Here is a 26,059-nt window from a genome sequence, read left to right on the forward strand (position 1 = left end):
TTTAAGGACGTTCAGCATATTGCGGTAAATCATCGGCAATACAATCCCATTCAGCTTTAGAAGCAACAAAGATATGCATAGTCGGCTTTTGTTGTAGCTGAGTATCTAAAGTACCAATTCTCAAACGATAAAGCTCTGGCTGTGTATCACGCGAGCTGATCAGCGGTGAACCACATTCACCACAAAACCAACGGTACACCCCCGATACTTCAAACTTTTTAATTAGGTTTTCACCCTGCACAATTTTAAAATCTGCACTGTGAATCGGGGCATTGGTAGCAAAGGCTGTGCCATTGGCTTTACGGCAGCGTTGACAGTGGCATTGCACAATCTCGCCAATTTCACCATGAATCTCATAATGGATGCCATTACATAAACAACTTCCGTGGTAAATAGGGGTAACTTGAGACATGCCAATTATCCTAATCAAAGTTTTCTAAAAACTAGCATTTTTGAAAGCTCAACAACAAGATAAATATTATATGGCTGCATTCAATAGTTGATGTACGCCTTGCCCTGCCGCTCGCCCTGTGGCAAAACAGGCAGTCAGTAAATATCCACCTGTCGGTGCATCCCAGTCCAGCATTTCCCCACAGCAAAATATATAGGGATTGGACTGCAATTGCAGTTGTGAAGATAAGGCTACTTGCTTTACCCCACCTGCACAGCTAATCGCTTCCTCAATTGGGCGGAAACCATCCAGGGCAATGCTTAACTGTTTGATCTGCCTTGCCATCATTTCAGGCTGTGACCACAGATTTTTATCCACCACTTCTCGTAGTAAATTGATCTTCACATGGTCCAAACCTGCCTTACGCCAAATATTGGTAATGGACTGCTTTTTATTGCCCTGCAATTTCTTTTTTAATTGTTCAATCGTAATATCAGGGAGTAAGTCCAGATGCAGTTGCAAGGGCTGATTCTGGGCTGCAAGCTGTCTTAACTCACGTCCCAGTTTATAAATAACTCCACTTTCCAAACCATAATGCGTCACCACAATATCGCCATGCGTTTGCTGGTCAGGCTGTACCCATGCATTGACACGCTTGAGTGGCTGGCCAAAACAGTCCTGCATAAACGGTGACCAAGCCTTTAACACACCAACATTGCTGGCCTGAAATGGCTTAATTTCATTTGAGGATAACCAGTGTTGCCAGCCACCATCGCTGCCCAACTGCGGCCATGACACTGCACCACAGGCCAAGACAATCGTGTCATAACTTTTTGTGAATGATTGGGTTTGATTTTCAACGATTAATTGATTACCAGACAACGCCACACAACGATGGCGATAATGAAATTTCACGCCATCCGCCATTAGACGTTTTAACCAAGCTCGCAACAATGGCGCGGCTTTCATCTCCACAGGAAATACCCGCCCAGAACTGCCAATGTAGGATTCAATGCCCAGCCCGTGCATCCAGTCCTGAATCCATGCAGCATCGCATTGCTTAATCCAGGGGCCTAGCCATTCAGCATGGTCATAACGCTGTATAAACGTTTCGACAGGCTCGGCATGGGAAATATTCAGTCCCGTTTTGCCTGCCATTAAAAACTTGCGGGCCGCTGATGGTTTTTGCTCATAAACCTCAATATCGTAGTCGTATTGACTCAGCACTTCAGCCGCCATCAATCCTGCTGGGCCTGCGCCAATAATCGCAATACGCTTAGTCGGCATCAGGCTGCCCTTGTATGTTTCGCCCCTGCAACGGTGCAAAATCATCAAAACGGGTCTGATAGTCCTGTGGTTTGGTGATCACTAACTGCTGACACAGCTCACCACGTTGCAGATACTTGATCTCAAAATGGGTACGGGCCGAGTCTGTTGCAATCTTTTGTTTTTCATAAGGCAATTTCCACACATCAATGAGCTGTTGCTCTGCCTCATCAATATATGCTGGAATGTTGCTCGCCAGCGTAATCGTACCATTCGGTTTTAGGCGGGAAAGCAGGAATTCGAAAAATGGCATGTTCAACCAGCGTTGTGCTGGATTATGCGGCTCTGGATTGGGATAGAGAATAAAAAACTGTTCAACCTGTACTGGAAACAGGGCATGCACCACCCAAGGCAAGGCATCGGCATGGATGGGATTTAAATGTTCACGCGGTTCCTGTTGATGCTGTTTTTTCATCGCCACAAACTTTTCTCTGGTTCGTTCAATTGCATATAACGTTGCCTGCGGATGTTCAGCAGTGAACAACAAGGCATGCCTGCCTTTTCCAGCCCCAATCTCCACGCAGATTGGGATATCTGGAATCGGCTGAAAATCACGTGGTGCCTGCATGCGTTGTGCTTGAAATTGACGAATCGACATAATCCCATCAAACTATCTATAAATCGGCATAAGTCTAACAACTCACCTGACGTTTGCCTAATCTATTTACTTGCTGCCTTAGGAATTTTCCATGCCCCGTACCTTTCCCTGCCCTCGTTGTGGCCAGCCAAGCACATGGGAAAATAATGATTTTCGTCCATTCTGCTCAGAACGCTGTAAATTGATTGATCTGGGTGCCTGGGCAAGTGATGAATATAAACTCCCAACTCAGGATGCGCCTCAGGCGGATCTCAAACGCCATGAAGATGATTATGAGGATTAATCATCTTCCTTATTTAAAAGGATAAGAATAGGATTCACTACTTATCCCATGCCTGTTTTATAAAAATAATTCTTAATAAAAACTTACATATTTTAAATATGAGAATTACATCACAGTAATTTACTTTTTTTTGACCTTATGCAAATCTTTATTCCATAAGCCATATAAACCAATCAACTATTACAAATTAAATATCGCGCTGGTTTATTTTTGACCATTTTTTATAAGAAGTCAGCGTAGTGAATAAAAAAATTAAATTTATCAGGAAGTGACAATGAATAACTATATTCCCTACCAGCTTAAGGTGTTGGCAACACAGATTGATCCCAATTTAGACCTCCATTGGCAAGATGCATTACAGGTTCTGTTTTCCAAGGCATCTCCAGCAGAATGGGAAAATATCTGCCAGGATATTTTGCAACTTAAAAAAATTCACTGGAACAGAAAAGAGCATACTTTTTCATATCTGGCAAAACATGACTTTCATTTGCTCACTGAAAAGATTGCATATGCACATATCAAGCTGCTGACGACCAGAATTGCAGGCTCTCTGGAGAAACTAAGGAAATATAACGACATCCATGACATTTCTGACTATCTGGAGAATATTCTCAGCCAGATTCACCAGATCGACACTGAAGATGATTTTGACCTACAGGAACAAAAGAAACTGATTTTAAGGGAATTCATCTACGCCGCAGCCCAAATCATTTTGGCAAAGCAAGAAATCGACCTGCCAGCCAACCAAAGGCATATAGATACAGTGGTGATCAAGACATTCATCACCGAAGTGTTCCTCAAACAACAGCTTTTAAAATACACATTCAATATTCTTCGCTCGCATCAGCTCAGGGAGGAAAAAGACCATATCCTCAAATACTTTTTATATAAACAGCAGAAGTCCAGACAACTGGATATTGTCAAAACCTCAAAATATATCTTTGCACTGGCACCTAGCCCAGAAAGCCAGATGAACACCTTTTCCATTCGCCGATTCTTACAGGAGGAAAAATTTGAGGCATGTGAGAACATTTACGTCAACTCAGCCATCCTGCATTTGGATAAGATTGAGGATGAGGCACATCTTGAGCAATTCCAGTGGCAGGTTGGCCGAATTGTGACGATTGATGTGCAGGTCAATCATTATGTGTCCGATATTGTCCGCAACATCGAACTGTATACCCATAAAACCCTGATTCCCTTTCTCATGGAACCACTCAACCCAAGTGGTGTATTTCTTGAAAAACTGGTTGAGCAACGGCTGATTGATTTTGAACAGAAGTTATGCACCAACATTCTTGAGCCGATTGCAGATGCCCTAAAACATGCGGTACACCACATAGATGAATGCAATTATCTCTATATCAGTGTGAAGCAGACTTTGGATGAGCTGATCCGCCATTTCACCGAGTTTCAGTCACAGCCCTCAATCATCTTCAACAAACAGGTGATCCTGTTCATTGCCCGACTCAAGTCCTATGCCACTTTGTTGCAAAAAAGACATTCCGATGTATTTACCGTGTTTTCTTATGATGAATGGAAAAAACATCATACTGAGGCCCTGGAACCGACCAATATCCTAAAGGATATTAGTATCAGCTCCCTACAGGAGTACAAAGATGCCTTTTATGAGCTCAAGGAAAATCAACGCCAGCTGAAACAGAGCTCGTCTTTTTTAAGCAAGCTGCTGAATAAACCACAGAAGATCAAGGACAATATTCTTAAACTCAAGCAGAAAACCTCTCAAATCAAGAAACATGCCCATCAGGAGATTATCCGTATCCAGCGTCGTTTTCCGTCCCTGACGGTGTATCTGGAATTTGAGTCACTGATCTCAGTCAACCACAAAGAACGACACTACGCTTTTCCAACAGGAGACAATGGAATTACCCGCCTGCCCATTCTGATCCAGATCCCAGAGGACAAAGCCTCTTTTGACTTGCAGAGCATTTGCAACCATTTAAATTTTGACCTGAATCTGGCCAACCAAAAATGGTTAGAAACGGTTTAGCCTAATTAGGTTAACCTGAGTTCGACAAGGAATATGATACTCGGAAGCGTCATCCGCAATTGTTTGAGACAGGACCCTGTTAGTAAAGTGTTGTTTCTGCGAATCATTAAGTTAGCTGACGGTAGTCAACGAGTTTTGCGGATGACAATGGTTTTGCCTACTTTTGCCGAAACAAAAGTAGGTCGAGCCGACGGCTTATCCTGAAATTGGATGATAACTCGGCAGGATTCCACCAAAATATTTTTTTCAATAAGTTAAGTAAATCTTTAAGTAGAACTCGGGTTAAGCTAAGGTTTTCTTCATAAACCTCATACTTTATAAAGAAGAATTAATCATTCAGATTAACCTGCTTTGCTTGCCACAAAAGGATTAAATTGCTTTTCATAACCAATGGTGCTCATTGGCCCATGCCCTGAAATAAATTGTGTTTCATCAGGCAAACTAAAACATTCACGCTGGATAGAATCCAGCAATTGCTGGTGATTTCCTTTAGGAAAATCAGTACGCCCAATCGAACCCTTGAACAGGACATCGCCCGTCCATAATAAGCCATGTTTAGCATTGTAGAACATCACATGGCCTGGGGTATGACCAGGCGCAAAACGCACCTCAAACTCATCCTCACCCAGTTTCAGCACTTCACCACCCTCTAGCCACTGATCGACCTTGACGGGTTGTGGAATCGGGAAGCCATAACGTGCCGAAACTTCCTGAATCATGTCTAGCCAGAATTGATCCTCTTTATGTGGGCCAATCACAGGCACTTTCCATGTATCAACCAGCTCACCGACCGCACCTGCATGATCAAGATGTCCGTGGGTGAGCCATAGCGCTTTCACATTCAGGCCCAGAGCTTCGACTTCTTTTTTCAGCACTGCCGCATCACCGCCTGCATCAATCAAAATCGCGTCTTTGGTTTCACTGTCCCATAAAATCGAGCAGTTTTGTTGAAAGGCAGTCACAGGGACAATTTTGACTTGTAGCATAAAAACCTCTGGCTAAAACGCAGTTAACGGTGGGCTAAGGTATGGGTTAGGGCATCAAGATTAGCCTGAACCAGACTGGCAAGCAAATCAATATGTGCCTGATCGGTATTCAGCGCAGCAATATAGGCATATTCACCACCGCCCGCATGCTGGAAAATCTCCTTATTCTGCATCGCCAACTCTTCCAGCGTTTCCAGACAATCCGCCGAAAATGCGGGACTAATCACCTGCACGGACTGAACCTTTTGCTTACCCCATTGTTGTAATAACTGATCGGTATAGGGCTTGACCCATTCCTGTTTTCCGAAACGTGATTGGAAACTAATCGCCCATTCCTCATCTTTCAGATGCAAGGCATCTGCAACTAAACGGGCAGTGATTCGGCAACGGTCGGCATAAGGATCACCCTTGTCCGCATAAGGCTGGGGAATGCCATGAAATGACATCAATAACTTTTCAGGCTTGCCATGTTCAGCCTGATAGTTGAGAACACTATCCGCCAATGCCTGAATAAACAGGGGATGCTGGTAGTAATCCTTGATGAGGGTCAGTCCTGGCAAATGGCGCTGCTGTGGAATCCATCTGGCAAAGGCATCATACAATGGTGCAGTTGAGGTGGCTGAATACTGGGGAAATAGTGGTAAAAGAATCACATGCTCTTGCCGTGTTTTTTCCAGTTGTGCCAAGACATCATAAATGCTCGGTTGCCCATAAGTCATCGCAGGGACAACCGTGAGGTCAAACTGATGATTTTCTTCCTGCAAACGTTGCTTAACCAAACGTGTTTGTTCAAGCACAATTTCCCGCATTGGGGAATCTTTGGACCAGACCGATGCATAAGCTTCGGCAACCCGCTTAGGTCGAAAAGTCAGTACAAACAGATGCAGGATAATCCACCACAGTAATTTGGGGATTTCAATGACACGGGTATCGGATAAGAACTGTTTTAAGAAACGACGTACTGCTGGCACAGTGGCTTGGTCTGGCGTACCTAAATTTGCTAAAACCACAGTCACTTTGGGTTTTGGTGTCGCTGACATACATCGCTTCCGCTATAGCTGAATTTCTCCAGTTACTTTAGCAGTTTTACCGCACTTTTTTAAATTGGATTTAGGGTCTGCTGACATTTCACAGATGCTTGCGACAGAGGACATTTTTTAGACGGTACAAGGCATGACTTATGAGATTTAGCTACTCTAAATGAATAAGGCATAACGCAGTAACGGCAAAAAATGTCCCTGTCCCGCAGGGTTATGGCTAAAACTGCCCCAAACTTCGTTATGAAACTTGACTAGGGGGTCGGCCATTACCTGCGTTTCATGCCTTATTTGTGTGGTTTTAGCCTATAACGCAAGGCATGGTTGAAATATCAGCAGCCCCTAGTGCATGGTCTTAAACTGAAAAACCCGATTGCTGTCCAGTATGTTGCTTTCCAGAAGCTTCTGCCCTTTTGCGGTCAGTTGCCACAGCATGCGTTGGCGGTCATCCCGTCCTGTCGGCACAATCCACTCATTCTGACGCATCTGCAACTTGATTTCATGCAAGGCACGGATATTCACCTGTGCACGAGATACCGCATGCGCCCTTGGCATTTCCTTACGCGCATCATCCAGACCCGTTTCATTGAGATATTCGTTCATGCGCTTGGAAAAATATTCTTCAGGCGTTGGAATCACAAATGATGAACCAAGCACATTCAGTAATTGTGCCCAGGTCATTTTACGGTGTGGTTTGACTTCCTTGAAATTACCATCCTGATAGGCATGCATACGGTATTCAAATGCATATACTTCATGCATGGATACCTTTGGTACACTGGTAAGTGGATCAGCTTCCCGACTGCCCATTTCAGTTTCAAGCTGTTTAACCTTGGCACGCAAGGCATCAATTTCATCCCGCAACACCTGGGTGTTTTGTGGACGAACCCACCCCACCACAGGATAGCGTTCCAGCATTTGCGGCATACTGGAGCGAACGGCAAGCTCCAGATCCCTTAAGCTACGATAAGTAAAAACCTGATCAACTTCATGTTGCAGCTGTTTTCTAAACTCTTTGAATTTTTCTTTTAGCTCATTTTTGTGGTCATGCAGTTTTGCTTCGCGTGATTCTGGCTCTTCGTGCATAAACACAATCACGGGTTTCTGTTTGGTCATGGCATAGATATATTCCAGATGCATATAGCCCACACCTGAAACGGACTGCTCACCATACTGGCTACCCAGCAAAATCACCACGTAATCACAGTCATCAATCTGTCTGCGGGCAATGGAGGTGCTCAAGGGTGTACGCTGCTCCAAGCCCCACGAAAAGAACCCCATTCCAACCAGCGTTTGGGCCAAAACCGCCCGTTCTGGTTGCATTTCATTGCCAGACGTAGAAATAAAAACCTGATAACGAGTATCTTGCATAGGCTAGGTCCCAATTCACTTATCAATAACCCTTAAGCCGTTTCGCTTAAGCCTTATCAATAATAACCCCAATAAAATCTTGAATATGAATCAACTGACGCGTTTAGGCGCCCATATCATCCAAATTCTGAATCGTCCATGTTAATTGTTCTGGCATGAGATGCTGGAGTACCGATTTTAACTCAACAGCATTATGACCACTGGCATAACATTCAATACGTGTAACATTATGACTTATTTTGTCACATAATAACCTATTTTTTATCAAAATATAGGCTGTTTGTCGCGCAACTGCCTGTCCAGAATCAATTAATTTTAACTTTTCATCAAAAACCTGATGAATTGCATCCCTTAAAAAAGGATAGTGAGTACATCCCAGCACTAAAAAATCCGCGCCCTGCTCCACCACAGGCTGCAATATATCCTGCAACACATCCAGACAGGCCTGACTCATTTGCTGTCCCGCCTCAACAAAAGGCACCAGTTCCAGACTGGTGACTTTTAAAACCCGAACGCCAGCAGGTTCGGCAAACCTGCTCATCACATCCTTGATGAGCTGTCCGCGAAAGGTTGCAGGTGTCGCCAGCACAGCCACCACTTTCGAACGTGTTTGCAGCACGGCGGGCTTTAATGCAGGCACCAATCCCACAATCGGAAAATGCTCGCCATAGTAGTCACGTAGGTAGTCCAGACTAAATGCCGATGCAGTATTGCATGCCACCACCGCAATCTTACAGCCCTGCCGATACAGCCACTCAATCGCACGCGCTGTTAATTGTCGAATTTCCTGATCTGAACGGGCCCCATAAGGTACATGCGCGGTATCGGCATAGTAGAGAATCCGTTCGTTGGGTAAATGTCGGGCAATCTCCTGCGCAATCGACAAGCCTCCAATGCCTGAATCAAAAACCCCAATCGGCGCATCAGAGGATGCATGTGGCATGGGGTCAGCCAATACGGGCAGGGATTGGACAGCAGTCATACAAATACATTAACACTGTGGTTTCTTCACTCTTTTAAGCTTAAACCTCAGGTGCTTAAATGCAAGACCAAATCACCACTTTTTAATGTTAAAACCGTCTCACCCTGTGCATTTTCAGACAAACTGCCATAGTTTACAAGGTGATAAAAACTTTGACGCTGAATCAGGGCATTCATTCCAAAACGAACATGCACATAAGGACGTAATTCATCCTCCCCAGCTTCATTTGGATAGGCACGCATAAAAACTGGGTGCCGCTCATCCACAATCACCACATCCTGATTGCTGGTGGTGAGCTGCAAATAGCGCTTGCCCTCTATCTCAACCTGATCCACCTGGTTGATTAGCAACGGTTCATCCTCAACCTCAATTTCAATCTGCTCAACAGGTGTTTTCAGGTAAAACTTTCCATCCTCTTTCCACAGCACCTTGCTAAACAGGTCGAGTAAAGCCTGCCGCTTGACCAATTGACCTTCGTGCCACCATTCTCCATTGGCTTTTATCTTTAGATCCATTTTGCCGCAATGCTTTGGATGCCACTGGTCTAAAGGTGGAATTGACCTTTTGTGACTTTGCTGTACATCTTTTACGTATTGTGCAATGCTCATTAAGTTTTTATCATCAGAAAACACGATTTTTCCCTTATTTTGTAGCGAGTCTGGTGGAGAATCATTTTCATTTATCGTCGTTTATGCCTAGCTGACGAGAAAATATGACCGCTCAGCCAATTGGCGAGTCCAAGGTTTAAAACTATACTATCCCAAACGTTTGCAAGTACAATAGTGTCTTTGTGCTTGGCAATACAGAACACTCATGGCAGCACCGAATCGCAATATTACGGTTGCCACCCTTAAAAATATGAGGAGTCCTACATGGAACACATCGAACGTGAAGCGATGGAGTTTGACGTAGTGATCGTAGGTGCAGGACCTGCGGGTTTATCTGCTGCGATTAAAATTCGTCAACTAGCGATTGAAAACAACCTACCTGACCTTTCTGTGTGTGTTGTTGAAAAAGGCTCTGAAGTAGGTGCGCATATCCTTTCTGGTGCTGTACTTGAACCACGCGCCATGAATGAACTGTTCCCGAACTGGAAAGAAGAAGGCGCGCCACTCAATGTTCCTGTAACAGGCGACGAAACCTATTTCCTGCTTTCTGATACCAAGGCACAAAAAATGCCGTATTGGATGGTGCCAAAATCAATGCACAACGAGGGGAACTATGTAATTTCCCTGGGTAACGTTGTTCGCTGGTTAGGCCAAAAAGCGGAAGAACTGGAAGTTTCAATTTTCCCTGGCTTTGCCGCTTCTGAAATTCTTTACCATGAAGATGGTACTGTAAAAGGTATCCAGACGGGAGATATGGGCATTGGCAAAAATGGTGAGCCAACGCATAACTTCACCCCTGGTTATGAACTTCATGCCAAATATACCTTGTTCGCAGAAGGCTGCCGTGGTCACCTCGGTAAACGTCTCATTGCAGGCTTTGCGCTAGACAGTAGTTCTGATCCACAACACTACGGGATCGGAATTAAAGAGCTTTGGGAAATCGACCCAGCAAAACATAAACCAGGTCTTGTAATGCACGGTGCTGGCTGGCCATTGTCTGAAACAGGTTCTGCTGGCGGCTGGTGGCTCTATCACGCTGAAAACAACCAGGTGACTTTGGGTATGATTGTGGATCTGTCTTACGAAAATCCGCATATGTATCCATTTATGGAAATGCAGCGCTGGAAAACCCACCCAACCATCAAGCAATTCCTTGAGGGTGGTAAACGCATCTCTTACGGCGCACGTGCAGTGGTCAAGGGCGGTTTTAACTCATTGCCTAAATTGACTTTCCCAGGCGGTTGCCTGATTGGTGATGATGCAGGCTTCCTGAACTTCTCTAAAATCAAGGGCTCACACACTGCCATGAAATCAGGCATGTTGTGTGGTGAGGCGGTATTTGAAGCGATTGCTGCGGGTGTTGCCAAAGGTGGCGATCTTGCGATTGCACGTGTACTTGAGGGTGAAGATCACTTTGCCAAGGAACTCACCGCTTATACCGAGAAATACAACAACTCCTGGTTAAAAGAAGAGTTATATAACGCACGTAACTTTGGTCCAGCAATGCACAAGTTTGGTCAATGGATCGGTGGCGCATTTAACTTTATTGATCAAAGCGTCTTTAAAGTGCCATTTACCCTGCATGACTTGAAACAGGATTATGCTGCGCTTAAAACAGTTGATGCTTCAACATTCAAGCCAAACTATCCGAAACCAGATGGCAAGTTGACTTTTGACCGCTTATCCTCTGTATTTATTTCAAATACAGTGCATGAAGAAAACCAGCCTGCCCATTTGAAACTGACCAATCCTGAAACACCAATTCAGGTGAACCTGCCAAAGTGGGATGAGCCTGCACAACGTTACTGCCCTGCTGGCGTATACGAAGTCATGGAAAATGATGATGGTTCTAAACGCTTCCAGATCAACGCAGCCAACTGTGTTCACTGTAAGACCTGTGACATTAAAGATCCATCACAGAACATTACCTGGGTAACCCCTGAAGGTGGTGGTGGTCCTAATTACCCTAACATGTAATTAGTATCCAAACATGCAATCTATTATATAGTCATTACTCAAAGCCCTGATTGAAAAATTGGGGCTTTGTTACTTTTAACATTCAAGCTAGAATCAACTCAATTTTTTCTTTTTCTGGACGTATTTATGGTTATTCAATATTCAATATTCAATATTCAATATTCAATATTATACAAATATAATCAATAAAAATCAACAATTTAATTTAAATCACCTAGCTTTTTTTAAGGTGGTTTAAGATGAGTGGTATTAAAAATAATTTACAACATAATGCAACTGCACAAGCCAATACTGCTTTCTTAAAAGAACTTCAAGCCAAGCTACCCCAATATTTTACGGCTGAAAAAACCGAAACGATTAAACTTAAAGATGATCAGACTGAAACGCAAGTGATCCAAACTAGCGAGTTTAACATTGAGAAGTTTTTAGCTGATTTAGCACAGAATAATATCCATGAATCTCGGGATGGCTATCGTCTTTCTTTTGTAGGGAAAGACTATGCCCGTTTACAAACAGGTTTAGCTTCTGAAACCGTGATTGTGCCAGATATTGAGCATAATCAAAAACCTGAAAATCAGAATAGTCAAAATGTCTTTATCACAGGAGATAATCTGGAAGCTTTACGTCATTTGCAAAATGCTTATACAGGCGATAATGCAATCAAAATGATTTATATCGACCCTCCCTACAACACAGGTAAGGAGTTTGTTTATAACGATAAATTTGATTTCACTGATGAAAAGCTAAAAAATCAGTTAGGCTATAGTGATGAAGAAATTGCTCGCCTTAAATCTATTCAGGGTAAATCTTCGCATTCGGCTTGGCTGACTTTTATGTATCCTCGCCTTAAAATCGCTCAAAAGCTTTTGCGTGAAGATGGTGTGATTTTTGTCTCTATTGATGATAATGAACAAGCCAACCTTAAATTATTGATGGATGATGTCTTCGGTGAAAATAACTATTTATCAACAATTTCACGTTTAACAGGTACGCCAACGGGCAACGGAAATGCAACTTTTGTAAATGAACTTGATTACATTTTAGTCTACTCAAAAAATTCTATATATTTTCAAGCGAATGGACTACCTTTAACAAAAGAACAAACTCAAATATATAATCAAGAAGATAAAAATGGCAAATACTTAATACGCTCTTTACGCCGAACAGGTGGTGAAGATCGTCGTGAAGATCGCCCATCAATGTATTATGGAGTTGAATCTCCTGATGGAAATCTCATTTTTCCAATTGGACCAACAGGATATGAAAGTAGATGGGTCGTAGGAAAAAGTACCTATGAACAAATGAAAGAAAATCATTTGATAGAATGGAAGCAAGTTTCAGGGCAATGGCAAATCTATCAGAAGTTTTACCTAGAAAATAGAGTACAGCAACCCTCTAATTTATGGAAAGATAATGTAGGAAACAAACGAGCAACAAGGGAAACAAGAAAATTATTTGATGAAGAAAAACTTTTTGATTTTCCTAAACCTGTAGACTTAATCAAGCAAATCTTAACCATCGCATCTCATCATAATTCAATCATCCTAGACTTTTTTGCAGGATCAAGCACAACAGCCGATGCAGTCATGCAACTGAACGCCGAAGATGGCGGCAATCGAAAATACATTATGGTGCAATGGGACGAACAGACTAGTCCTGATTCTGCTGCACGCCAAGCTGGTTATCAAACGATTGACCAGATTTCCCGAGAACGGATTAAACGGGCTGCTGCAAAAATCCGTAGCGAAAAAACCGATTTACCTGAACAGCTTGATTTAGGTTTTAAACATTATCGACTTGCCACACCGCAGATAAAAACCCTTGAACAAATAGAAAACTTTGACCCAAATCAACAGGATTTATTTGCCCACGATATGCTCGAACCATTCTCTGCCACAATATTACAAGTGGATGGGCTAGCGACAGGCATAGATACCCTGTTACAAACGTGGTTGATGAATGATGGCTATCCATTTAATACACCAATCGAAATACTGAATTTTGCAGGCTATCAAGCATTTTATTTAAAAGAAGCACAAAGTTTATATTTACTTGCACCTGATTTTAAAGCCGATTGCTTAAAGGTCTTACTGAATCAAATGGGTCAAAATCAATTATTGGTCAACAACATTATTTTATATCCTTATTCATTTAGTTTTGAGGAACTCCATCAACTTAAAACCAATCTCAAAACCAACTTAGAGCATACGCCTAAAATTATCGAGAGGTTTTAACAATGAAACTGGATAAACTACAATATCAGCTTGATGCCGTTCAAGCTGTGATTGAAACTATTGATGAGAATAAAATCCAGGCGAGCCATCCTCAAGCCAATCCCCTACTGCATATTGAGCAAGGGATTGATGTCAAAATGGAGACAGGTACAGGAAAAACCTATGTTTATACTCGTTTGATCCATCAGCTTAAACAGAATTTTAATTGTTTTAAATTTATCCTGCTTGTACCGAGTCTAGCGATTAAAGAGGGTGTTAAGAACTCGATTCAATCCACTGGCTGGATACAGCATTTTAGACAAGAATTTAATAATCAAAATATTCACTTAGGCTTGGTCAGTGCAGGTGACTTTGCCAATAAAAAAGGGAAACGCAAACAAATACCCGAAGCAATACGAGAATTCTGTGATAGCTCTCAGGCTGAAAAAAATAATATTTCAGTACTATTACTCAATGATGCCATGCTTGCCTCTAAATCCATGACCACAGATGATTATGACAGTACCCTGTTTGGTCATCTTTCCTCACCAATTCAGGGTCTGGCACATACTCGCCCAATTGTGATTATTGACGAACCTCATCGTTTTAAAAAAGAAAATACTGCATGGAAAAATATTGTTGAGAATTTACAACCACAACTGATTATCCGCTTTGGGGCAACTTTCCCTGAACGCAGTATAGGCACAGGCAAACATAAAATCATTGAAAAAGACTATGAAAATCTAGTCTATGAACTCAATGGGATTCGAGCTTTTAATGAAAATTTGGTGAAAGGTGTGCATATTCAATATCCACATTTAAACCCAAAACAGACTGATCTGATTAAATTCAAAATAACCAAAGTAATAGATAAATCTACCCTATTATTTAGTCAGATCGGGAGTAAAAAAACTGTTGAAATTAAAGTTGGCGATGATTTAGGCATTTTGGATATTGGGTTTAAAGGACTGGAACTGGATAAAGATGGCAGCAAGTTTAAACTTTCTAATGAACTGTATCTAGAGACTGGAATGGAACTGATTCCCCAAACCTTTGCTCAAAGTTATCAGGAAATTTTGTTAAAACAGGCACTAGATGCACATTTTGAAAAAGAGAAAACCAATTTCTATCGTGAACACCTTGCCAATCATCCACCTAAAATCAAAACCAATACCTTATTTTTTATTGATAGCGTTGGTTCTTTTCGAGGTCAGGATAAACAGGAAAAAGGCTGGTTACGTTTAAAGTTTGAGGAATTACTACGCCAACGTTTAGCAAGTGAAATAAACAAGGCAACGGGTGAATATCAGGAATTTCTACAAGCATCATTACAGGATATTGATGCCTGTATTGCAGGGTATTTTGCCGAAGATCAACAGAAAAAAGGTGATGAAGCAATTATTGCCGAAGTTGATGATATTTTACGCAACAAAGAAAGTATGCTGAAATTTAAACATGCCAATGGTCGCTGGAATTTAAGACGCTTTCTATTTTCAAAATGGGCATTGCGTGAGGGTTGGGACAATCCTAACGTTTTTGTCATTTGTAAACTCCGATCTAGTGGTTCAGAAATTAGTAAATTACAGGAAGTTGGGCGTGGTTTACGTTTACCTTTTGATGAGAATGGTACACGTCTCAATGCCGAACAGCATCATGAAGATTTTCGTTTAACTTATATTATTGATTATTCTGAACGTGAGTTTGCCAAAAAATTGATTGGTGAAATTAACGCCGATGGTGGTGGCTTAAAAACCAATAGCATTAACGATAAAATCTTAGCGACATTGGTTGAAAATAGTTATGCCAACACTTTGGCAAAAGCCAAAGGCAAACTTTTATTAGAGGATATTATTGATGAACAAGATCAAATTCTGGATATAGAAAAACTTTGTTCACTCTTCCCTACGACTTTTGTACAGAAACTCCAAGACGGCAAGGTAACGGGTGGCGAAGAAAAGCCACGACCAAAACTTAAACTCAACAAAGATAATTTTGAAAAAATCCGTGATTTATGGAATGTGGTCAGCAAACGTTATTTGCTGGAATTTGCAAAAACACAACCAGAAGAAATTGAAAGCTTAATTGATGATACCCTTGCCCAAGTAGAATGGATGGCTCCAAGTATTGAAATCAAGAACCTTATGCTGAATGTTGAACGACAGGCCATGATTCATCAAGGAGGATATCAATCTATACAAAGCCACATCGGACAACTCAACTATGGTCAGTTTTTAAAACAGTTACATCAACGAACATCACTCTCTTTGAATGGCTTACATCAAGCCTTGATTCGTTATAGTCAACACAATGAAGTGAAGCCTGAATATTTTAATCAGCATAATATTGAGCAATTTTTAAAAGCATTCCAACATACTTTTATTGAGAAGTTTGCCCAAAAATATGAGTATTCCAGTTTAAATTATACTGCTAGCACCAGCATTTTTAATGATCAGGGAGAGCTTGTCACTGAGTTGGCTCAAGGTTTAGTCGGTGAATATATTGCGGATGATATTCAACGTCCTCATGATCAAAAATATTTATATGATCGTTATGCCTATGACAGTGAAATTGAACATGAGATTTTAAAAGTTCAACCGACTGATGAAGTGATTGTGTATGGCAAACTTCCTCGTAAAAGTATTCGTATTCCCACTTATATTGGTGGAACAACCAGCCCCGATTTTATTTATGCTATTCAAGCCAAAGATAGTCAAAATATTCACTTAAATCTAGTCATTGAAGCAAAAAGTGATAATCAAAGGGATTCAGATAAATTAGCCGTTAATATACAGGAAAGGTTTTTTAAGCAAATCAAACATCAGAATATTCAATGGCATGAAATTACGGATATTGCCAAGTTTGAACATTTGCTTAAAAATAGCCTGATCAAGGAAGCATAACAAATTAAGGAATCGCCCTGTCCCAAAAGGTCAGGGCTTATTCATAGCATGACTATATATTAGCCAATAAAAATTCATAAGCAGGACTGTCTATTTTCCAAAAGTCACCAAACTCTCTCCAGTAGACAAATGCCTGATCTTTGCCGCCTACCGTGATATATCCCTCATTAAATCCAGCAGGTCGAGGATGACGTTTTTTCTTGAGTTCTCGGGCAACCAGGGGAAAAGCCGCTTTTGCTTCAGAAAATGCGGCTTTAGCCCTATCCATATCTTGCTGCATTAATGCAAACAATACTTTTCCATATAAAAATTCAGGGCTATAGTCTTCTGGATACTTGGTATTCAGCCATTGCAATTTTAATTTATTCCCTGTTTCAAGAAAGCGTTTTAATAACAGATAGCGTGCTCCCTGATTATCATTTGGGGATATCTTGACTAATCTTGTAAAAATCTGCTCTGCCTCAACAGCCATCGGTGTATCAGTCATATGCAAGGCTAAATTAAAGCAAGCCCTTAAAAATGGACGGTTCTCAATAAAGCCCCATTCCAATAAATCTTTATCCCAGTTAAATGTAGTGGGAAATGCTGCCAGTCCAATACGATGAGCCTCACGCAAAGCAAGATAAGATTCTATTTTACGACCAGAATATTCATAAACCAGCCCAAGATGAACCCAAGCATCAATATGTTGGGGATACTCAGCAAGTAGCTTGGTTAGAGTCAGCTCTGATGCAAGTAAACTGCCTTGAGACAAGTACTCCAATGCTTCATCAAATTGCTGCTCTATATCCTCATCAAGCAAAGTTTCAAAAACCCACATGTGTTTTTCAAGCTGTTTTAATTTCACTGAACCATTTCCTCAACAATTTAACTCAATATCCAGACTACCCTTTTTGTACCAAATAACGATATTCAGTATTGCTATTTTCATCAAGGCTTTCTTCTTTGAGCAAAAGCTCATGCCCTAAATGCATACAAAATTTAGGAATATCCCATGATGTTGATGGATCAGTTGCCAATACTTCCACGATGTCGCCTGACTTTGCTTTACGAATAGCTTGATGCAACATCATCACTGGTTCAGGGCAACGTAAACCTCTCGTATTCAATTGAACAGTAGCAACTTGGGGTTGTTCAGACATCGTAAAACTCAAATATTTTAATATTCACATTTTAACATAAACTGCACTTATAAAAATCATCGGCAGCTTTTTGAAAAACTGTACATTTTTTGCATCGTTTTATTGATGCATATCCGCTTTTTCTTCGGTATGATGAAAATCATCTAATTGATATAGAGAGTCTTTAGGAAAGATCATGGTCGAGGAATCCAGTCCATCGTGGGGTATGCGTGGCTTAAGAAAATGGTTAGGTACCGCACCTGAAACCCGCGATGAATTACTCAAGTTAGTTCAAGACTCACGTCGCTTTTTAGAGCCAGATACTGTTGCCATGCTTGAGGGTGTTCTCGATCTGCCAGCAACAAAGATTCGAGAGGTCATGACGCCACGTACAGCGATTATCAGCTTACAGGAAGATGACCAGTTACTTGATATTCTGCATGTACTCATCGATTCAGCACATTCACGCTTCCCTGTGTTTTCAGCGGATCAAAGTGACAATGTGGTGGGTATCCTGTTGGCCAAGGACCTATTGCCTTTCTTAACTGAGCGTAATGTCAAGGTGGATATACGTTCATTGATGCGCCAGCCTGTGTTTGTGCCCGAAAGTGCACGCTCAGACCAGGTGCTGCGCATGTTAAAGAATACGCAAACCCATATCGCCATCGTGATTGATGAGTATGGTTCAACCTCTGGCTTGGTGACACTTGAAGACATTCTCGAAGAGATTGTAGGTGAAATTGAAGACGAGCATGATATTGCGGATGAAGAAGCGTTATATATCGTGCCAGACAATGACCCAACCACAGCCAATACCTGGATTGTGCAGGCACTTACACCAATCGAACACTTCAACACTATTTTAGATGCTGATTTTTCTGACGATGAAGTTGAAACTATGGGCGGCTTACTGCTGCAAGAAATTGGTTTAGTCAGCGATTTACAGGGTCAGACCATTGAACTTGGAGATTGGCAATTCACCATTATTGAAGCAGATGCGCGCACTATTCATCTGATTCGAGCTGTCCGTCAATGAGAAGCTATTTTGAAAAGCTGTTAAATTCATCTCAACCTCAAAAACAGCTCCCTTTTATTGTTCCACTGCTGATTGCACTGATCTCAGGCGCAATCTTCAGTCTGGCACTTGCACCGTATTATTTCTGGTGGCTGGCGATTCTGTCACCAGCATTGCTTTATGCGGTGTTACGCCAGCGTAGTCCACGCCAAGCCTTTGCACTGGGCTGGGCCTATGGTTTTGGTTTATGGTTTGTGGGGGCATTTTGGCTCTACACCTCCATCCATACCTATGGCGACACCAATGCCTTTTTAAGCATCCTGATGATTGTCTTTATGGCAGCCGCAATGGGCTTATTTACAGCTTTTCAAACATGGGCTTATCGACGGTTTTTTCCAGAAACACCATTAACCTTTGCACCGCTCTGGGTGATGTTCGAATGGGCAAAAACCTGGGTATTTACAGGTTTCCCATGGTTGTTTGCTGGATACGCATTTACTGAACGGCTGCTGGATGGCTATGCGCCTTTATTTGGCATTTATGCAGTTTCATTTGTGGTCATCGTGCTGGCATGTGCTTTGGTCGAAATTTTAAATCGACGCTGGTTTTGGGCCATTCCCTCCACCTTGCTGGTGCTAGGGGCCTGGGGTGCTGGATTTATCCAGTTTGTTCAGCCCAAAGCCACCAAGCCACTGAGCGTGTCTCTGATTCAGGGCAATATTCCTCAAGACCTGAAATGGCTGACTGAATACCAGATCAAGACTCTGGAGATTTATGCAACCCTGACCCGTGCCGAATGGGGGCGTGACCTGATCGTTTGGCCCGAATCTTCAATTCCAATGTTCCAGACCGATATTCCTGAGTTTTTGGATGCCATGGCGGCTCAGGCCAAGAAAACTGATACAGCCTGGGTAACGGGTATTCCATACTGGGATGTGACAAAGTCACAACAGGTGGGTGAACCACTGTACTACAACAGCCTCATGTCTTCAGGTAGCGATTCTCACGGTTTGTACAAAAAGCAGCGTCTCGTACCTTTTGGGGAATATATTCCATTGTCAGGCATGCTGAAATGGGTACTGCCTGCCATGCAGAATGATGTCAGCATGAGTGGTTTCTCGCGTGGTGCAGCCAATCAGAAGCCACTGATCGTGAAAGGTCATGCACTCGCAGCCGCAATTTGCTATGAGGTCGCCTACCCGAACCTCACCCGCCGCAATGCATCCAATAGCGACTTTTTAATCACGGTTTCCAATGATGCCTGGTTTACAGGAACGGCTGGACCTTGGCAACATCTACAAATGGTGCAAATGCGCGCCAAAGAAAATGGCCGCTGGTTTATTCGCGCCACCAATACTGGCGTGACAGCGTTTATTGACCACAATGGCCATATCGTGAAACAGGCACCTTTGGATGAGGAATTTGTATTACGTGGTGATTTACCCGCAATGCAGGGGCAAACCTTATATAGTCGTTTCAGTGATTATCCAATTCTGATCTTCTCCATTCTTCTATTGGTTATGGGCTGGATTTATCGTCCACGTAAAGTTGATGTTTCCTTTAAGTCACGTCGATAACCTACAGTAACTTTGTTCCCAGAGGCACATCAAACTCTGGGACACAAAGTGCAACTTCCCCATCTGCATTATGAAAGCCTGTCACCAAACATTCTGACTGAATGGGGCCAATTTGCTTCTTCGGAAAATTCACCACCGCCACCACCAGCTTCCCGACCAGGTCTTCAGGTTGATATAACTTGGTGATTTGTGCACTGGATTTTCTGATCCCAAGCTCCTCACCAAAATCGACCTGTAGAATATAGGCTGGCTTTCGTGCTTCCTTAAAAACCTCTGCCTGAATAACTCTTCCTACACGTAATTCTACCTTTGCAAAATCATTCCACTCGATCTGTTGCATCTTTCCTCTCTTCTCTTGCATAGTCAGTTGAAGCATAGCGAATTTAGCCACCTCAATAAATACACCTGTTTTTATTTCCAATCTAGATACTTCATGCTAAATTAGTGCTGCTGATCTTAAAGCCGTAAACGTTTACGTCAATCAACATGCCAACATATCTCCAACAAGGCTTGGAGCTATGACATCAAGATATTTTTATATTTTGGTCAGGCACTGGCGTTTGTTGGTTTACGGAGTAAAAAATGCAGAGTTCAAAATCTTCTTCCTTTAATTTTCAAAAGATCCCAAGTCGGTACGCTTCCATCGTTTTACCTTTCTTCCTCTCCATTATCATGACTTTTATTGTGTCATGTATTAGCACGCTGCGAAGTATGGGCCTCGCGCAGTTTTCCTTTCATACCTGGATATCTACCTGGGGAATTTCATGGCTCATTGCGTTTCCTGTCTTGTTACTAGTATTGCCTATCGTTCGTAAAATCACGATGCTACTGGTACGACCCGCTTAAATTTGGAGAATAAAAAAACGTAGATTTTAAATCTACGTTTTTGGCCCTAACTATTCAGGATATTTAAAATACAACAGATAAGTGCACGGATAAATATGCAACCAGACTTGATAAAAATAACATCGGAATATAGCGGTAGGCTTTAAACAACAATTGCTCATATCTGGAAATCATCTCCTGATTATCCCATACCGTTGTTTTTAAGGCACTTAGGAAACACAGCACAAACCATGCGCTCAACATGCTTAATGCAAAAAAGCCAATCATGATCTGGCTACTGCCCTCTGTAGTCTGCCACAGGCTTAAGGCACCCTCACTAATCGGCAGCAGGCTTAAAATGAACAATACAGACTTCAGCATTGTCCAATGAAACTGATTCAGCTCATCCAACATAAAAAATGCTTTCATCTGATGACTCCATACTTGATTTAAATGGTCTGAATTTATTATGCAAAGCTTCGATATAAAGAGAAAGTCTATTTCCCTACATAGTTTCTATTTCTTGTAACTATTAAATATGGGAATAGTTCTTATTATAAATCTCAAATATCATTCATTTTAATAGTTCTATATTTTTCAAAGTATTATATTTTATTCACGAACTAAGAAAAATTATCACTTCACTCCTGATTTATTTTATTTAAAAAGTGAAGTGATATTTTTGATTAGATATTATTGCTGATAATAAATATCAGCATCATTACCCTCGCCGCCCTCTTTACCATCCGCACCAAAGGAATATAAATCAAATGGACGACCTTCACGACCTGGAATCACGTACTGCAAGTCATTTTCCCAGCTGTCTTTAGGATAGCCACCCTTGACATAGCCACCTGGCAACCAGTTCTTTGCAGAGGCAGGCTGATTTACCAAGGCATCCAAACCACCATCCTGCATGCTTGGATAACGGCTATTGTCCAGTTTGTATTGATCCAGTGCACCTGCAACACCTTTCAGTGTGATCTTGGTGGTGTCCACCTTGGCTTTTTCACCACGTCCCATCACATTGGGTACAATCAGCGCAGCCAATACACCTAAAATCACAATCACCACCATCACTTCAATGAGTGTAAAGCCTGAGGCAGGATTAAGTCGAGCAACGCTCGACCCTGCCGCAAGACGAGAAGCTATGCTTCGAGTAGCAGAATTAGGATTATACTTAGAATGCTGTTCACTCACTAAATTATTCATTTTCATCTCAAACATCAAATTTCCTAGATCATATTATTCATATTAATAATTGGCAACATGACCGCAATCACAATCACCAACACAATGGCTGCCATAAAGATCAGCATCAGCGGTTCCAGCAATGCCAGCAAGGTGGAGATAAAGGTTGTGACTTCCCGATCCTGCATGGTCGATGCCCGATCCAGCATGCGGTCCAGTTCACCCGAAGCCTCACCACTCCGAATCATTTGTACCATCATTGGTGGGAAATAACCGCAACGCTCCAATTGTGTTGCCAAATTACCACCTTCTGTTACACGTTCCATCGCCACTTCAATCGCATCGCGAATCACCCAGTTATTGCTCACTTCCGCGCCAATGCGTAATGCCTCAACCAAAGGTACGCCCGAACGGGTCAGGATTGACAGCGTACTGGCAAAACGCGCCGCATTTATACCACGCGAAAGTTTACCAAACAGTGGCAACTTGAGCGTTAAACGGTCAAATGCATAATGCCCTGCTGTGGTTCTGAGAAAGCGGGTAAACAGGATGATGATAATCACGGCAAGGATTAGCATCCCTATCCAGGTATGGCGAATAAAGGTACTGGCTTTCATCAGCAGAACCGTAATCCACGGTAATGCTTCTTTACTCTGCTCAAAGGTTTTGACAATTTCAGGCACAACGTAGGTCATTAAGCCCATCACAATCGCAAATGACATCAGCATCAGGATAATTGGGTAGATCATCGCGCCCTGAATTTTCTTCTGCATGGCAAAGCGGTTTTCAGTGTAGTCTGAAAGCTGGTCTAAAATCAGGTCCAGATGCCCAGAGCGCTCGCCTGCTGCCACGGTTGCGATATAGAGTTCAGGAAAACGGCCTGATTGCTGCATGGCCTGAGCCAGTGAATGGCCTTCCAGCACTTTAGAACGCACGGCGATCAACAGGTTTTGCACATGCGTTTTTTCGCTTTGCTTACTGACCGCACGCAAGGCTTCTTCCAGCGGAATACCTGCCGCAACCAGGACTGAAAGCTGACGGGTCATCAATGCCAGGTCATAGGCACTAAAACCCTTTCTAAACCATGAGCGCTGTTGCTGTTTGTCTTTTTGCTCAACCGCATCGACCGCAAGCGGTGTCCATGCTTTATCTCGTAACTGTTGACGGATTTGGCGCGCGGAATCTCCCTCAAGCACACCTTTATGTTGCTTTCCTGAAGCATCAAGCGCAGTAAATTGATAAGCAGGCATGGTTCTGTTCTAATTGTCCCAAAATAGTTGTCGTTACCGTTATATCCGTGTATGAGATGGGGAACGAGTGTTCCGCAAGAAATTCATCGACATAATGCACAGCACTTTAGCATAATTCAACAACATGCAGTCATGCCATTTTACACCTGATTGAAGCCTATATGCCGAACCAAGATTCCAGCGCCATTGTTTACCGTATTCGGGTTGCCATTCCTGTCTATATTTATGACACGTTTGACTATACGGTCAGTGCCGAGCAATATGCGCAGGCACAAGTTGGCGCACGCGTTGCGATTTCGTTTGGACGGCAGAACCTGGTTGGGATCATCACTGAAAAGGTTGATCCAAACGAAGCATTTACAGGTCAATTTAAGCTTAAAGCCATTACCGAACTGCTCGATCAGGAAGCAATTCTAGACCAACAAGTTTTAACTTTATTGACATGGTCAGCACAGTATTACCAATTTCCAATTGGCGAAGTCATGCAAAGCGCCTTACCCACCCTACTCAGACAAGGCCGCGCACTGGACATCCTGTTTCACCAATGGAAAATCGTTCCCCATGATGATCCCGATGGCTTATTGAAACGCTCGCAAAAACAATATGATGCCTACCAGATTCTCAAACTACATCCGCACGGAACCACAGAGAATATTTTAAACCTGAGTGGTGTGGAAACCACCACACTTAAGGCGCTGGAAAAAAAGGGGCTGGTGCAATGTCAGCTTGAACCGCATGATTTCACCCCAATGCCTGTACAGTTGGCACAAATGCCACTCACAGCCAATCCAGACCAAAAGCAAGCCATTCAACAGATTTCAAAATCGCTGCATCACTATCAGGCTTTTTTACTGGATGGCTTAACAGGCAGCGGTAAAACCGAAGTCTATCTACAGGTCATGCATGAGGTGTTAAAACAGGGCAAACAGATGCTGGTGCTGGTGCCTGAAATTGGCCTGACTCCGCAAACCGTTGCCCGTTTTAAGTCTCGCTTTCACTGTGATGTGGCCTTGCTGCATTCAGGCCTGAATGATTCAAAACGCCTACAGGCCTGGCAGCATGCCCAGACGGGTAAAGCTTCAATTGTGATTGGCACACGCTCAGCAATTTATACGCCCTTACCCCGTCTTGGGCTGATTATTCTGGATGAGGAACATGATCTTTCCTATAAGCAGCAAGAGGGTTTTCGCTACCATGCCCGCGATGTGGCACTCTATCGGGGACATCTCCAACAATGTCCCGTAATTTTAGGGTCAGCCACACCAAGTATTGATAGCTACCACTTGGTCGAATCAGGTAAATTGCATCTACTTGAATTGAACCAACGTGCTGGCGTTGCGAGCTTGCCCAAAATGCATGTGATTGACCTAAAGGTGGCAAAAAAACAGCATGGCATCAGTCAAACCTTGATTGACCAGATCAAGCAGACACTGGAACGCAAGGAACAGGTGCTCATCTTTCTCAACCGCCGTGGCTATGCGCCTGTGCTGATTTGTGAAAGCTGTGGCTGGCAGGCCAATTGCCCACATTGCGATGCCCACTTTACTGTGCATTCACAACCCTATCATTATTTGCATTGTCATCATTGTGGCACCATTCAGCGTTTGCCTGAGCACTGCCCTGAATGCCAGCAGCAAACCCTCAAGAGCATCGGTGCAGGCACAGCAAAAGTGGAAGAACACCTGAATGAGCTGTTTCCCCATCATGAAGTGATTCGGGTGGATCGTGACAGCACCAGTCGGGTGGGGAGCTGGCAGAAGATTTATGACCGTATTCAGCAAAACAAACCAACGATTTTGCTGGGTACACAAATGCTGGCAAAAGGGCATCATTTCCCCCATGTCACTTTGGTTGCCATTCTGGATATTGATGCAGGATTACTGAGTGTCGATATCCGTGCGCCAGAACGTACCGCCCAGTTGATTGTGCAGGTTGCAGGTCGTGCGGGCCGTGGCGAACACAAGGGCCATGTCTATTTGCAAAGCCTACGCCCTGACCATCCCATGCTGACCACACTGATTGAACATGATTATCGAACCGTTGCAAAGCAAATGCTGGCTGAACGCAAAATAGCGTTATTGCCACCCTATCGTTATGCTGTGCTGGTTCGGGTTGAATCCAGAGATAGGGCCTATAGCCAACAGTTTTTAACTGAGATTGCACAACAGTTAAGGACAATGGCAACAGACAGTGTTGATATTTGGGGACCTATTCCTGCACCGATGGAGCGTAAAGCAGGTCGTTATCGGGCGCATATGGTGATTTTGTCTGCTGATCGGGCAAAACTGCATTTTTATTTACGCCAATGGTGGCAACAAGTGGTACATTTACCTCGTCAGCATCAACTGAGACTGTCGATTGATGTAGACCCACAGGAGTTTAGTTAGAACTGAATAT

Annotated in this window: 23 protein-coding genes; 9 read left to right on the forward strand and 14 right to left on the reverse strand. The window is 42.7% G+C overall.

Annotation, left to right across the window (positions count from 1 at the left end):
• Position 1 precedes the first annotated feature (1 nt).
• The 3 genes from QLH32_RS08830 to QLH32_RS08840 all read right to left on the reverse strand — a co-directional run bounded on the left by QLH32_RS08830 (position 2) and on the right by QLH32_RS08840 (position 2,315).
• Positions 2-412 (reverse strand): GFA family protein, encoded by a 411-nt coding sequence (locus QLH32_RS08830; RefSeq protein ID WP_267981204.1) that lies wholly within the window; start codon positions 410-412, stop codon positions 2-4.
• 66 nt (positions 413-478) lie between these two features.
• Positions 479-1,678 (reverse strand): TIGR03862 family flavoprotein, encoded by a 1,200-nt coding sequence (locus tag QLH32_RS08835; protein WP_283269204.1) that lies wholly within the window; start codon positions 1,676-1,678, stop codon positions 479-481.
• Positions 1,668-2,315: a class I SAM-dependent methyltransferase gene (locus QLH32_RS08840; protein WP_283269205.1), complete on the reverse strand. Its 648-nt coding sequence runs from the start codon at positions 2,313-2,315 to the stop codon at positions 1,668-1,670. The genes QLH32_RS08835 and QLH32_RS08840 overlap by 11 nt, the downstream gene beginning before the upstream one ends.
• 91 nt (positions 2,316-2,406) lie before the next feature.
• On the opposite strand from QLH32_RS08840, the gene QLH32_RS08845 reads away from it, so the two are divergent.
• Together QLH32_RS08845 and QLH32_RS08850 are read left to right on the forward strand one after the other, a co-directional pair.
• Complete coding sequence (locus QLH32_RS08845) at positions 2,407-2,598, forward strand: DNA gyrase inhibitor YacG (protein WP_004680638.1); 192 nt, start codon at positions 2,407-2,409, stop codon at positions 2,596-2,598.
• A 274-nt stretch (positions 2,599-2,872) separates the two neighbouring features.
• Positions 2,873-4,609 (forward strand): hypothetical protein, encoded by a 1,737-nt coding sequence (locus tag QLH32_RS08850; protein WP_283269206.1) that lies wholly within the window; start codon positions 2,873-2,875, stop codon positions 4,607-4,609.
• Between the two features lie 341 nt (positions 4,610-4,950).
• Here QLH32_RS08850 and QLH32_RS08855 read toward each other — a convergent pair whose 3' ends face one another.
• The 5 genes from QLH32_RS08855 to QLH32_RS08875 form a co-directional block, all read right to left on the reverse strand.
• Complete coding sequence (locus QLH32_RS08855) at positions 4,951-5,595, reverse strand: MBL fold metallo-hydrolase (RefSeq protein ID WP_283269207.1); 645 nt, start codon at positions 5,593-5,595, stop codon at positions 4,951-4,953.
• A 23-nt stretch (positions 5,596-5,618) separates the two neighbouring features.
• The gene (gene hemH / locus QLH32_RS08860) at positions 5,619-6,635 is read right to left on the reverse strand and encodes a ferrochelatase (RefSeq protein ID WP_283269209.1); all 1,017 of its coding nucleotides are present in this window, start codon (positions 6,633-6,635) and stop codon (positions 5,619-5,621) included.
• A gap of 339 nt (positions 6,636-6,974) precedes the next feature.
• Entirely contained in the window at positions 6,975-8,003 is a 1,029-nt protein-coding gene (locus QLH32_RS08865) for a DUF4062 domain-containing protein (protein WP_283269211.1), read from the reverse strand.
• 103 nt (positions 8,004-8,106) lie between these two features.
• Positions 8,107-8,985 carry a glutamate racemase gene (gene murI / locus QLH32_RS08870; RefSeq protein ID WP_283269213.1) on the reverse strand — a complete coding sequence of 293 codons (879 nt, stop codon included), beginning with the start codon at positions 8,983-8,985 and terminating at the stop codon, positions 8,107-8,109.
• A gap of 47 nt (positions 8,986-9,032) precedes the next feature.
• On the reverse strand, positions 9,033-9,668 hold the full coding sequence (locus tag QLH32_RS08875; RefSeq protein ID WP_279959808.1) for a DUF1285 domain-containing protein: 636 nt from the start codon (positions 9,666-9,668) through the stop codon (positions 9,033-9,035).
• Between the two features lie 189 nt (positions 9,669-9,857).
• Here QLH32_RS08875 and QLH32_RS08880 point away from each other — a divergent pair, with 189 nt between their 5' ends.
• From QLH32_RS08880 to QLH32_RS08890, 3 genes are all read left to right on the forward strand, one after another.
• Positions 9,858-11,570 carry an electron transfer flavoprotein-ubiquinone oxidoreductase gene (locus QLH32_RS08880; protein WP_283269214.1) on the forward strand — a complete coding sequence of 571 codons (1,713 nt, stop codon included), beginning with the start codon at positions 9,858-9,860 and terminating at the stop codon, positions 11,568-11,570.
• A 239-nt stretch (positions 11,571-11,809) separates the two neighbouring features.
• On the forward strand, positions 11,810-13,804 hold the full coding sequence (locus QLH32_RS08885) for a site-specific DNA-methyltransferase (RefSeq protein ID WP_283269216.1): 1,995 nt from the start codon (positions 11,810-11,812) through the stop codon (positions 13,802-13,804).
• 2 nt (positions 13,805-13,806) lie between these two features.
• Positions 13,807-16,683, forward strand: coding sequence for a type III restriction-modification system endonuclease (locus tag QLH32_RS08890; protein WP_283269217.1), 2,877 nt, complete (start codon positions 13,807-13,809; stop codon positions 16,681-16,683).
• Positions 16,684-16,735: 52 nt separating this feature from the next.
• On the opposite strand, the gene QLH32_RS08895 is transcribed toward QLH32_RS08890, so the two are convergent.
• Both QLH32_RS08895 and tusA read right to left on the reverse strand, forming a co-directional pair.
• Positions 16,736-17,530, reverse strand: coding sequence for a hypothetical protein (locus QLH32_RS08895; protein ID WP_283269219.1), 795 nt, complete (start codon positions 17,528-17,530; stop codon positions 16,736-16,738).
• 37 nt (positions 17,531-17,567) lie between these two features.
• A complete protein-coding gene (gene tusA, locus QLH32_RS08900; RefSeq protein ID WP_283269220.1) occupies positions 17,568-17,825 on the reverse strand; it encodes a sulfurtransferase TusA in 258 nt (85 codons plus the stop codon).
• A 175-nt stretch (positions 17,826-18,000) separates the two neighbouring features.
• Here tusA and QLH32_RS08905 point away from each other — a divergent pair, with 175 nt between their 5' ends.
• On the forward strand, positions 18,001-18,840 hold the full coding sequence (locus QLH32_RS08905; RefSeq protein ID WP_004656129.1) for a CorC family transporter: 840 nt from the start codon (positions 18,001-18,003) through the stop codon (positions 18,838-18,840).
• Positions 18,837-20,396: an apolipoprotein N-acyltransferase gene (lnt, locus tag QLH32_RS08910; RefSeq protein ID WP_283269222.1), complete on the forward strand. Its 1,560-nt coding sequence runs from the start codon at positions 18,837-18,839 to the stop codon at positions 20,394-20,396. Before QLH32_RS08905 ends, lnt begins: the two co-directional genes overlap by 4 nt.
• Before the next feature lies 1 nt (position 20,397).
• Here the strand turns inward: lnt and QLH32_RS08915 are convergent, their stop codons facing one another.
• Complete coding sequence (locus tag QLH32_RS08915; RefSeq protein WP_267981218.1) at positions 20,398-20,736, reverse strand: tRNA-binding protein; 339 nt, start codon at positions 20,734-20,736, stop codon at positions 20,398-20,400.
• A gap of 242 nt (positions 20,737-20,978) precedes the next feature.
• On the opposite strand from QLH32_RS08915, the gene QLH32_RS08920 reads away from it, so the two are divergent.
• Positions 20,979-21,242 carry a DUF2798 domain-containing protein gene (locus QLH32_RS08920; RefSeq protein ID WP_283269223.1) on the forward strand — a complete coding sequence of 88 codons (264 nt, stop codon included), beginning with the start codon at positions 20,979-20,981 and terminating at the stop codon, positions 21,240-21,242.
• A gap of 63 nt (positions 21,243-21,305) precedes the next feature.
• On the opposite strand, the gene QLH32_RS08925 is transcribed toward QLH32_RS08920, so the two are convergent.
• From QLH32_RS08925 to gspF, 3 genes are all read right to left on the reverse strand, one after another.
• Positions 21,306-21,650, reverse strand: coding sequence for a hypothetical protein (locus QLH32_RS08925; protein ID WP_279959780.1), 345 nt, complete (start codon positions 21,648-21,650; stop codon positions 21,306-21,308).
• Between the two features lie 264 nt (positions 21,651-21,914).
• Positions 21,915-22,448, reverse strand: coding sequence for a type II secretion system major pseudopilin GspG (gene gspG, locus QLH32_RS08930; RefSeq protein ID WP_283269224.1), 534 nt, complete (start codon positions 22,446-22,448; stop codon positions 21,915-21,917).
• An 8-nt stretch (positions 22,449-22,456) separates the two neighbouring features.
• Positions 22,457-23,662, reverse strand: coding sequence for a type II secretion system inner membrane protein GspF (gene gspF / locus QLH32_RS08935; RefSeq protein WP_283269226.1), 1,206 nt, complete (start codon positions 23,660-23,662; stop codon positions 22,457-22,459).
• 161 nt (positions 23,663-23,823) lie between these two features.
• On the opposite strand from gspF, the gene QLH32_RS08940 reads away from it, so the two are divergent.
• Complete coding sequence (locus QLH32_RS08940; protein ID WP_283269228.1) at positions 23,824-26,049, forward strand: primosomal protein N'; 2,226 nt, start codon at positions 23,824-23,826, stop codon at positions 26,047-26,049.
• The last annotated feature ends 10 nt before the right edge of the window (positions 26,050-26,059 follow it).

The sequence above is a fragment of the Acinetobacter corruptisaponis genome, assembly GCF_030053775.1.
Taxonomy (GTDB): domain Bacteria; phylum Pseudomonadota; class Gammaproteobacteria; order Pseudomonadales; family Moraxellaceae; genus Acinetobacter; species Acinetobacter corruptisaponis.

Coding starts and splice junctions, on each gene's coding strand:
- QLH32_RS08925 (WP_279959780.1), bottom strand. CDS start 21,650: ATGAAAGCATTTTTTATGTTGGATGAGCTGAATCAGTTTCATTGGACA.
- QLH32_RS08890 (WP_283269217.1), top strand. CDS start 13,807: ATGAAACTGGATAAACTACAATATCAGCTTGATGCCGTTCAAGCTGTG.
- QLH32_RS08850 (WP_283269206.1), top strand. CDS start 2,873: ATGAATAACTATATTCCCTACCAGCTTAAGGTGTTGGCAACACAGATT.
- QLH32_RS08865 (WP_283269211.1), bottom strand. CDS start 8,003: ATGCAAGATACTCGTTATCAGGTTTTTATTTCTACGTCTGGCAATGAA.
- QLH32_RS08845 (WP_004680638.1), top strand. CDS start 2,407: ATGCCCCGTACCTTTCCCTGCCCTCGTTGTGGCCAGCCAAGCACATGG.
- QLH32_RS08880 (WP_283269214.1), top strand. CDS start 9,858: ATGGAACACATCGAACGTGAAGCGATGGAGTTTGACGTAGTGATCGTA.
- gspF (WP_283269226.1), bottom strand. CDS start 23,662: ATGCCTGCTTATCAATTTACTGCGCTTGATGCTTCAGGAAAGCAACAT.
- QLH32_RS08855 (WP_283269207.1), bottom strand. CDS start 5,595: ATGCTACAAGTCAAAATTGTCCCTGTGACTGCCTTTCAACAAAACTGC.
- QLH32_RS08840 (WP_283269205.1), bottom strand. CDS start 2,315: ATGTCGATTCGTCAATTTCAAGCACAACGCATGCAGGCACCACGTGAT.
- QLH32_RS08835 (WP_283269204.1), bottom strand. CDS start 1,678: ATGCCGACTAAGCGTATTGCGATTATTGGCGCAGGCCCAGCAGGATTG.
- QLH32_RS08830 (WP_267981204.1), bottom strand. CDS start 412: ATGTCTCAAGTTACCCCTATTTACCACGGAAGTTGTTTATGTAATGGC.
- gspG (WP_283269224.1), bottom strand. CDS start 22,448: ATGTTTGAGATGAAAATGAATAATTTAGTGAGTGAACAGCATTCTAAG.
- QLH32_RS08885 (WP_283269216.1), top strand. CDS start 11,810: ATGAGTGGTATTAAAAATAATTTACAACATAATGCAACTGCACAAGCC.
- QLH32_RS08905 (WP_004656129.1), top strand. CDS start 18,001: ATGGTCGAGGAATCCAGTCCATCGTGGGGTATGCGTGGCTTAAGAAAA.
- QLH32_RS08915 (WP_267981218.1), bottom strand. CDS start 20,736: ATGCAACAGATCGAGTGGAATGATTTTGCAAAGGTAGAATTACGTGTA.
- murI (WP_283269213.1), bottom strand. CDS start 8,985: ATGACTGCTGTCCAATCCCTGCCCGTATTGGCTGACCCCATGCCACAT.
- tusA (WP_283269220.1), bottom strand. CDS start 17,825: ATGTCTGAACAACCCCAAGTTGCTACTGTTCAATTGAATACGAGAGGT.
- QLH32_RS08940 (WP_283269228.1), top strand. CDS start 23,824: ATGCCGAACCAAGATTCCAGCGCCATTGTTTACCGTATTCGGGTTGCC.
- QLH32_RS08920 (WP_283269223.1), top strand. CDS start 20,979: ATGCAGAGTTCAAAATCTTCTTCCTTTAATTTTCAAAAGATCCCAAGT.
- hemH (WP_283269209.1), bottom strand. CDS start 6,635: ATGTCAGCGACACCAAAACCCAAAGTGACTGTGGTTTTAGCAAATTTA.
- lnt (WP_283269222.1), top strand. CDS start 18,837: ATGAGAAGCTATTTTGAAAAGCTGTTAAATTCATCTCAACCTCAAAAA.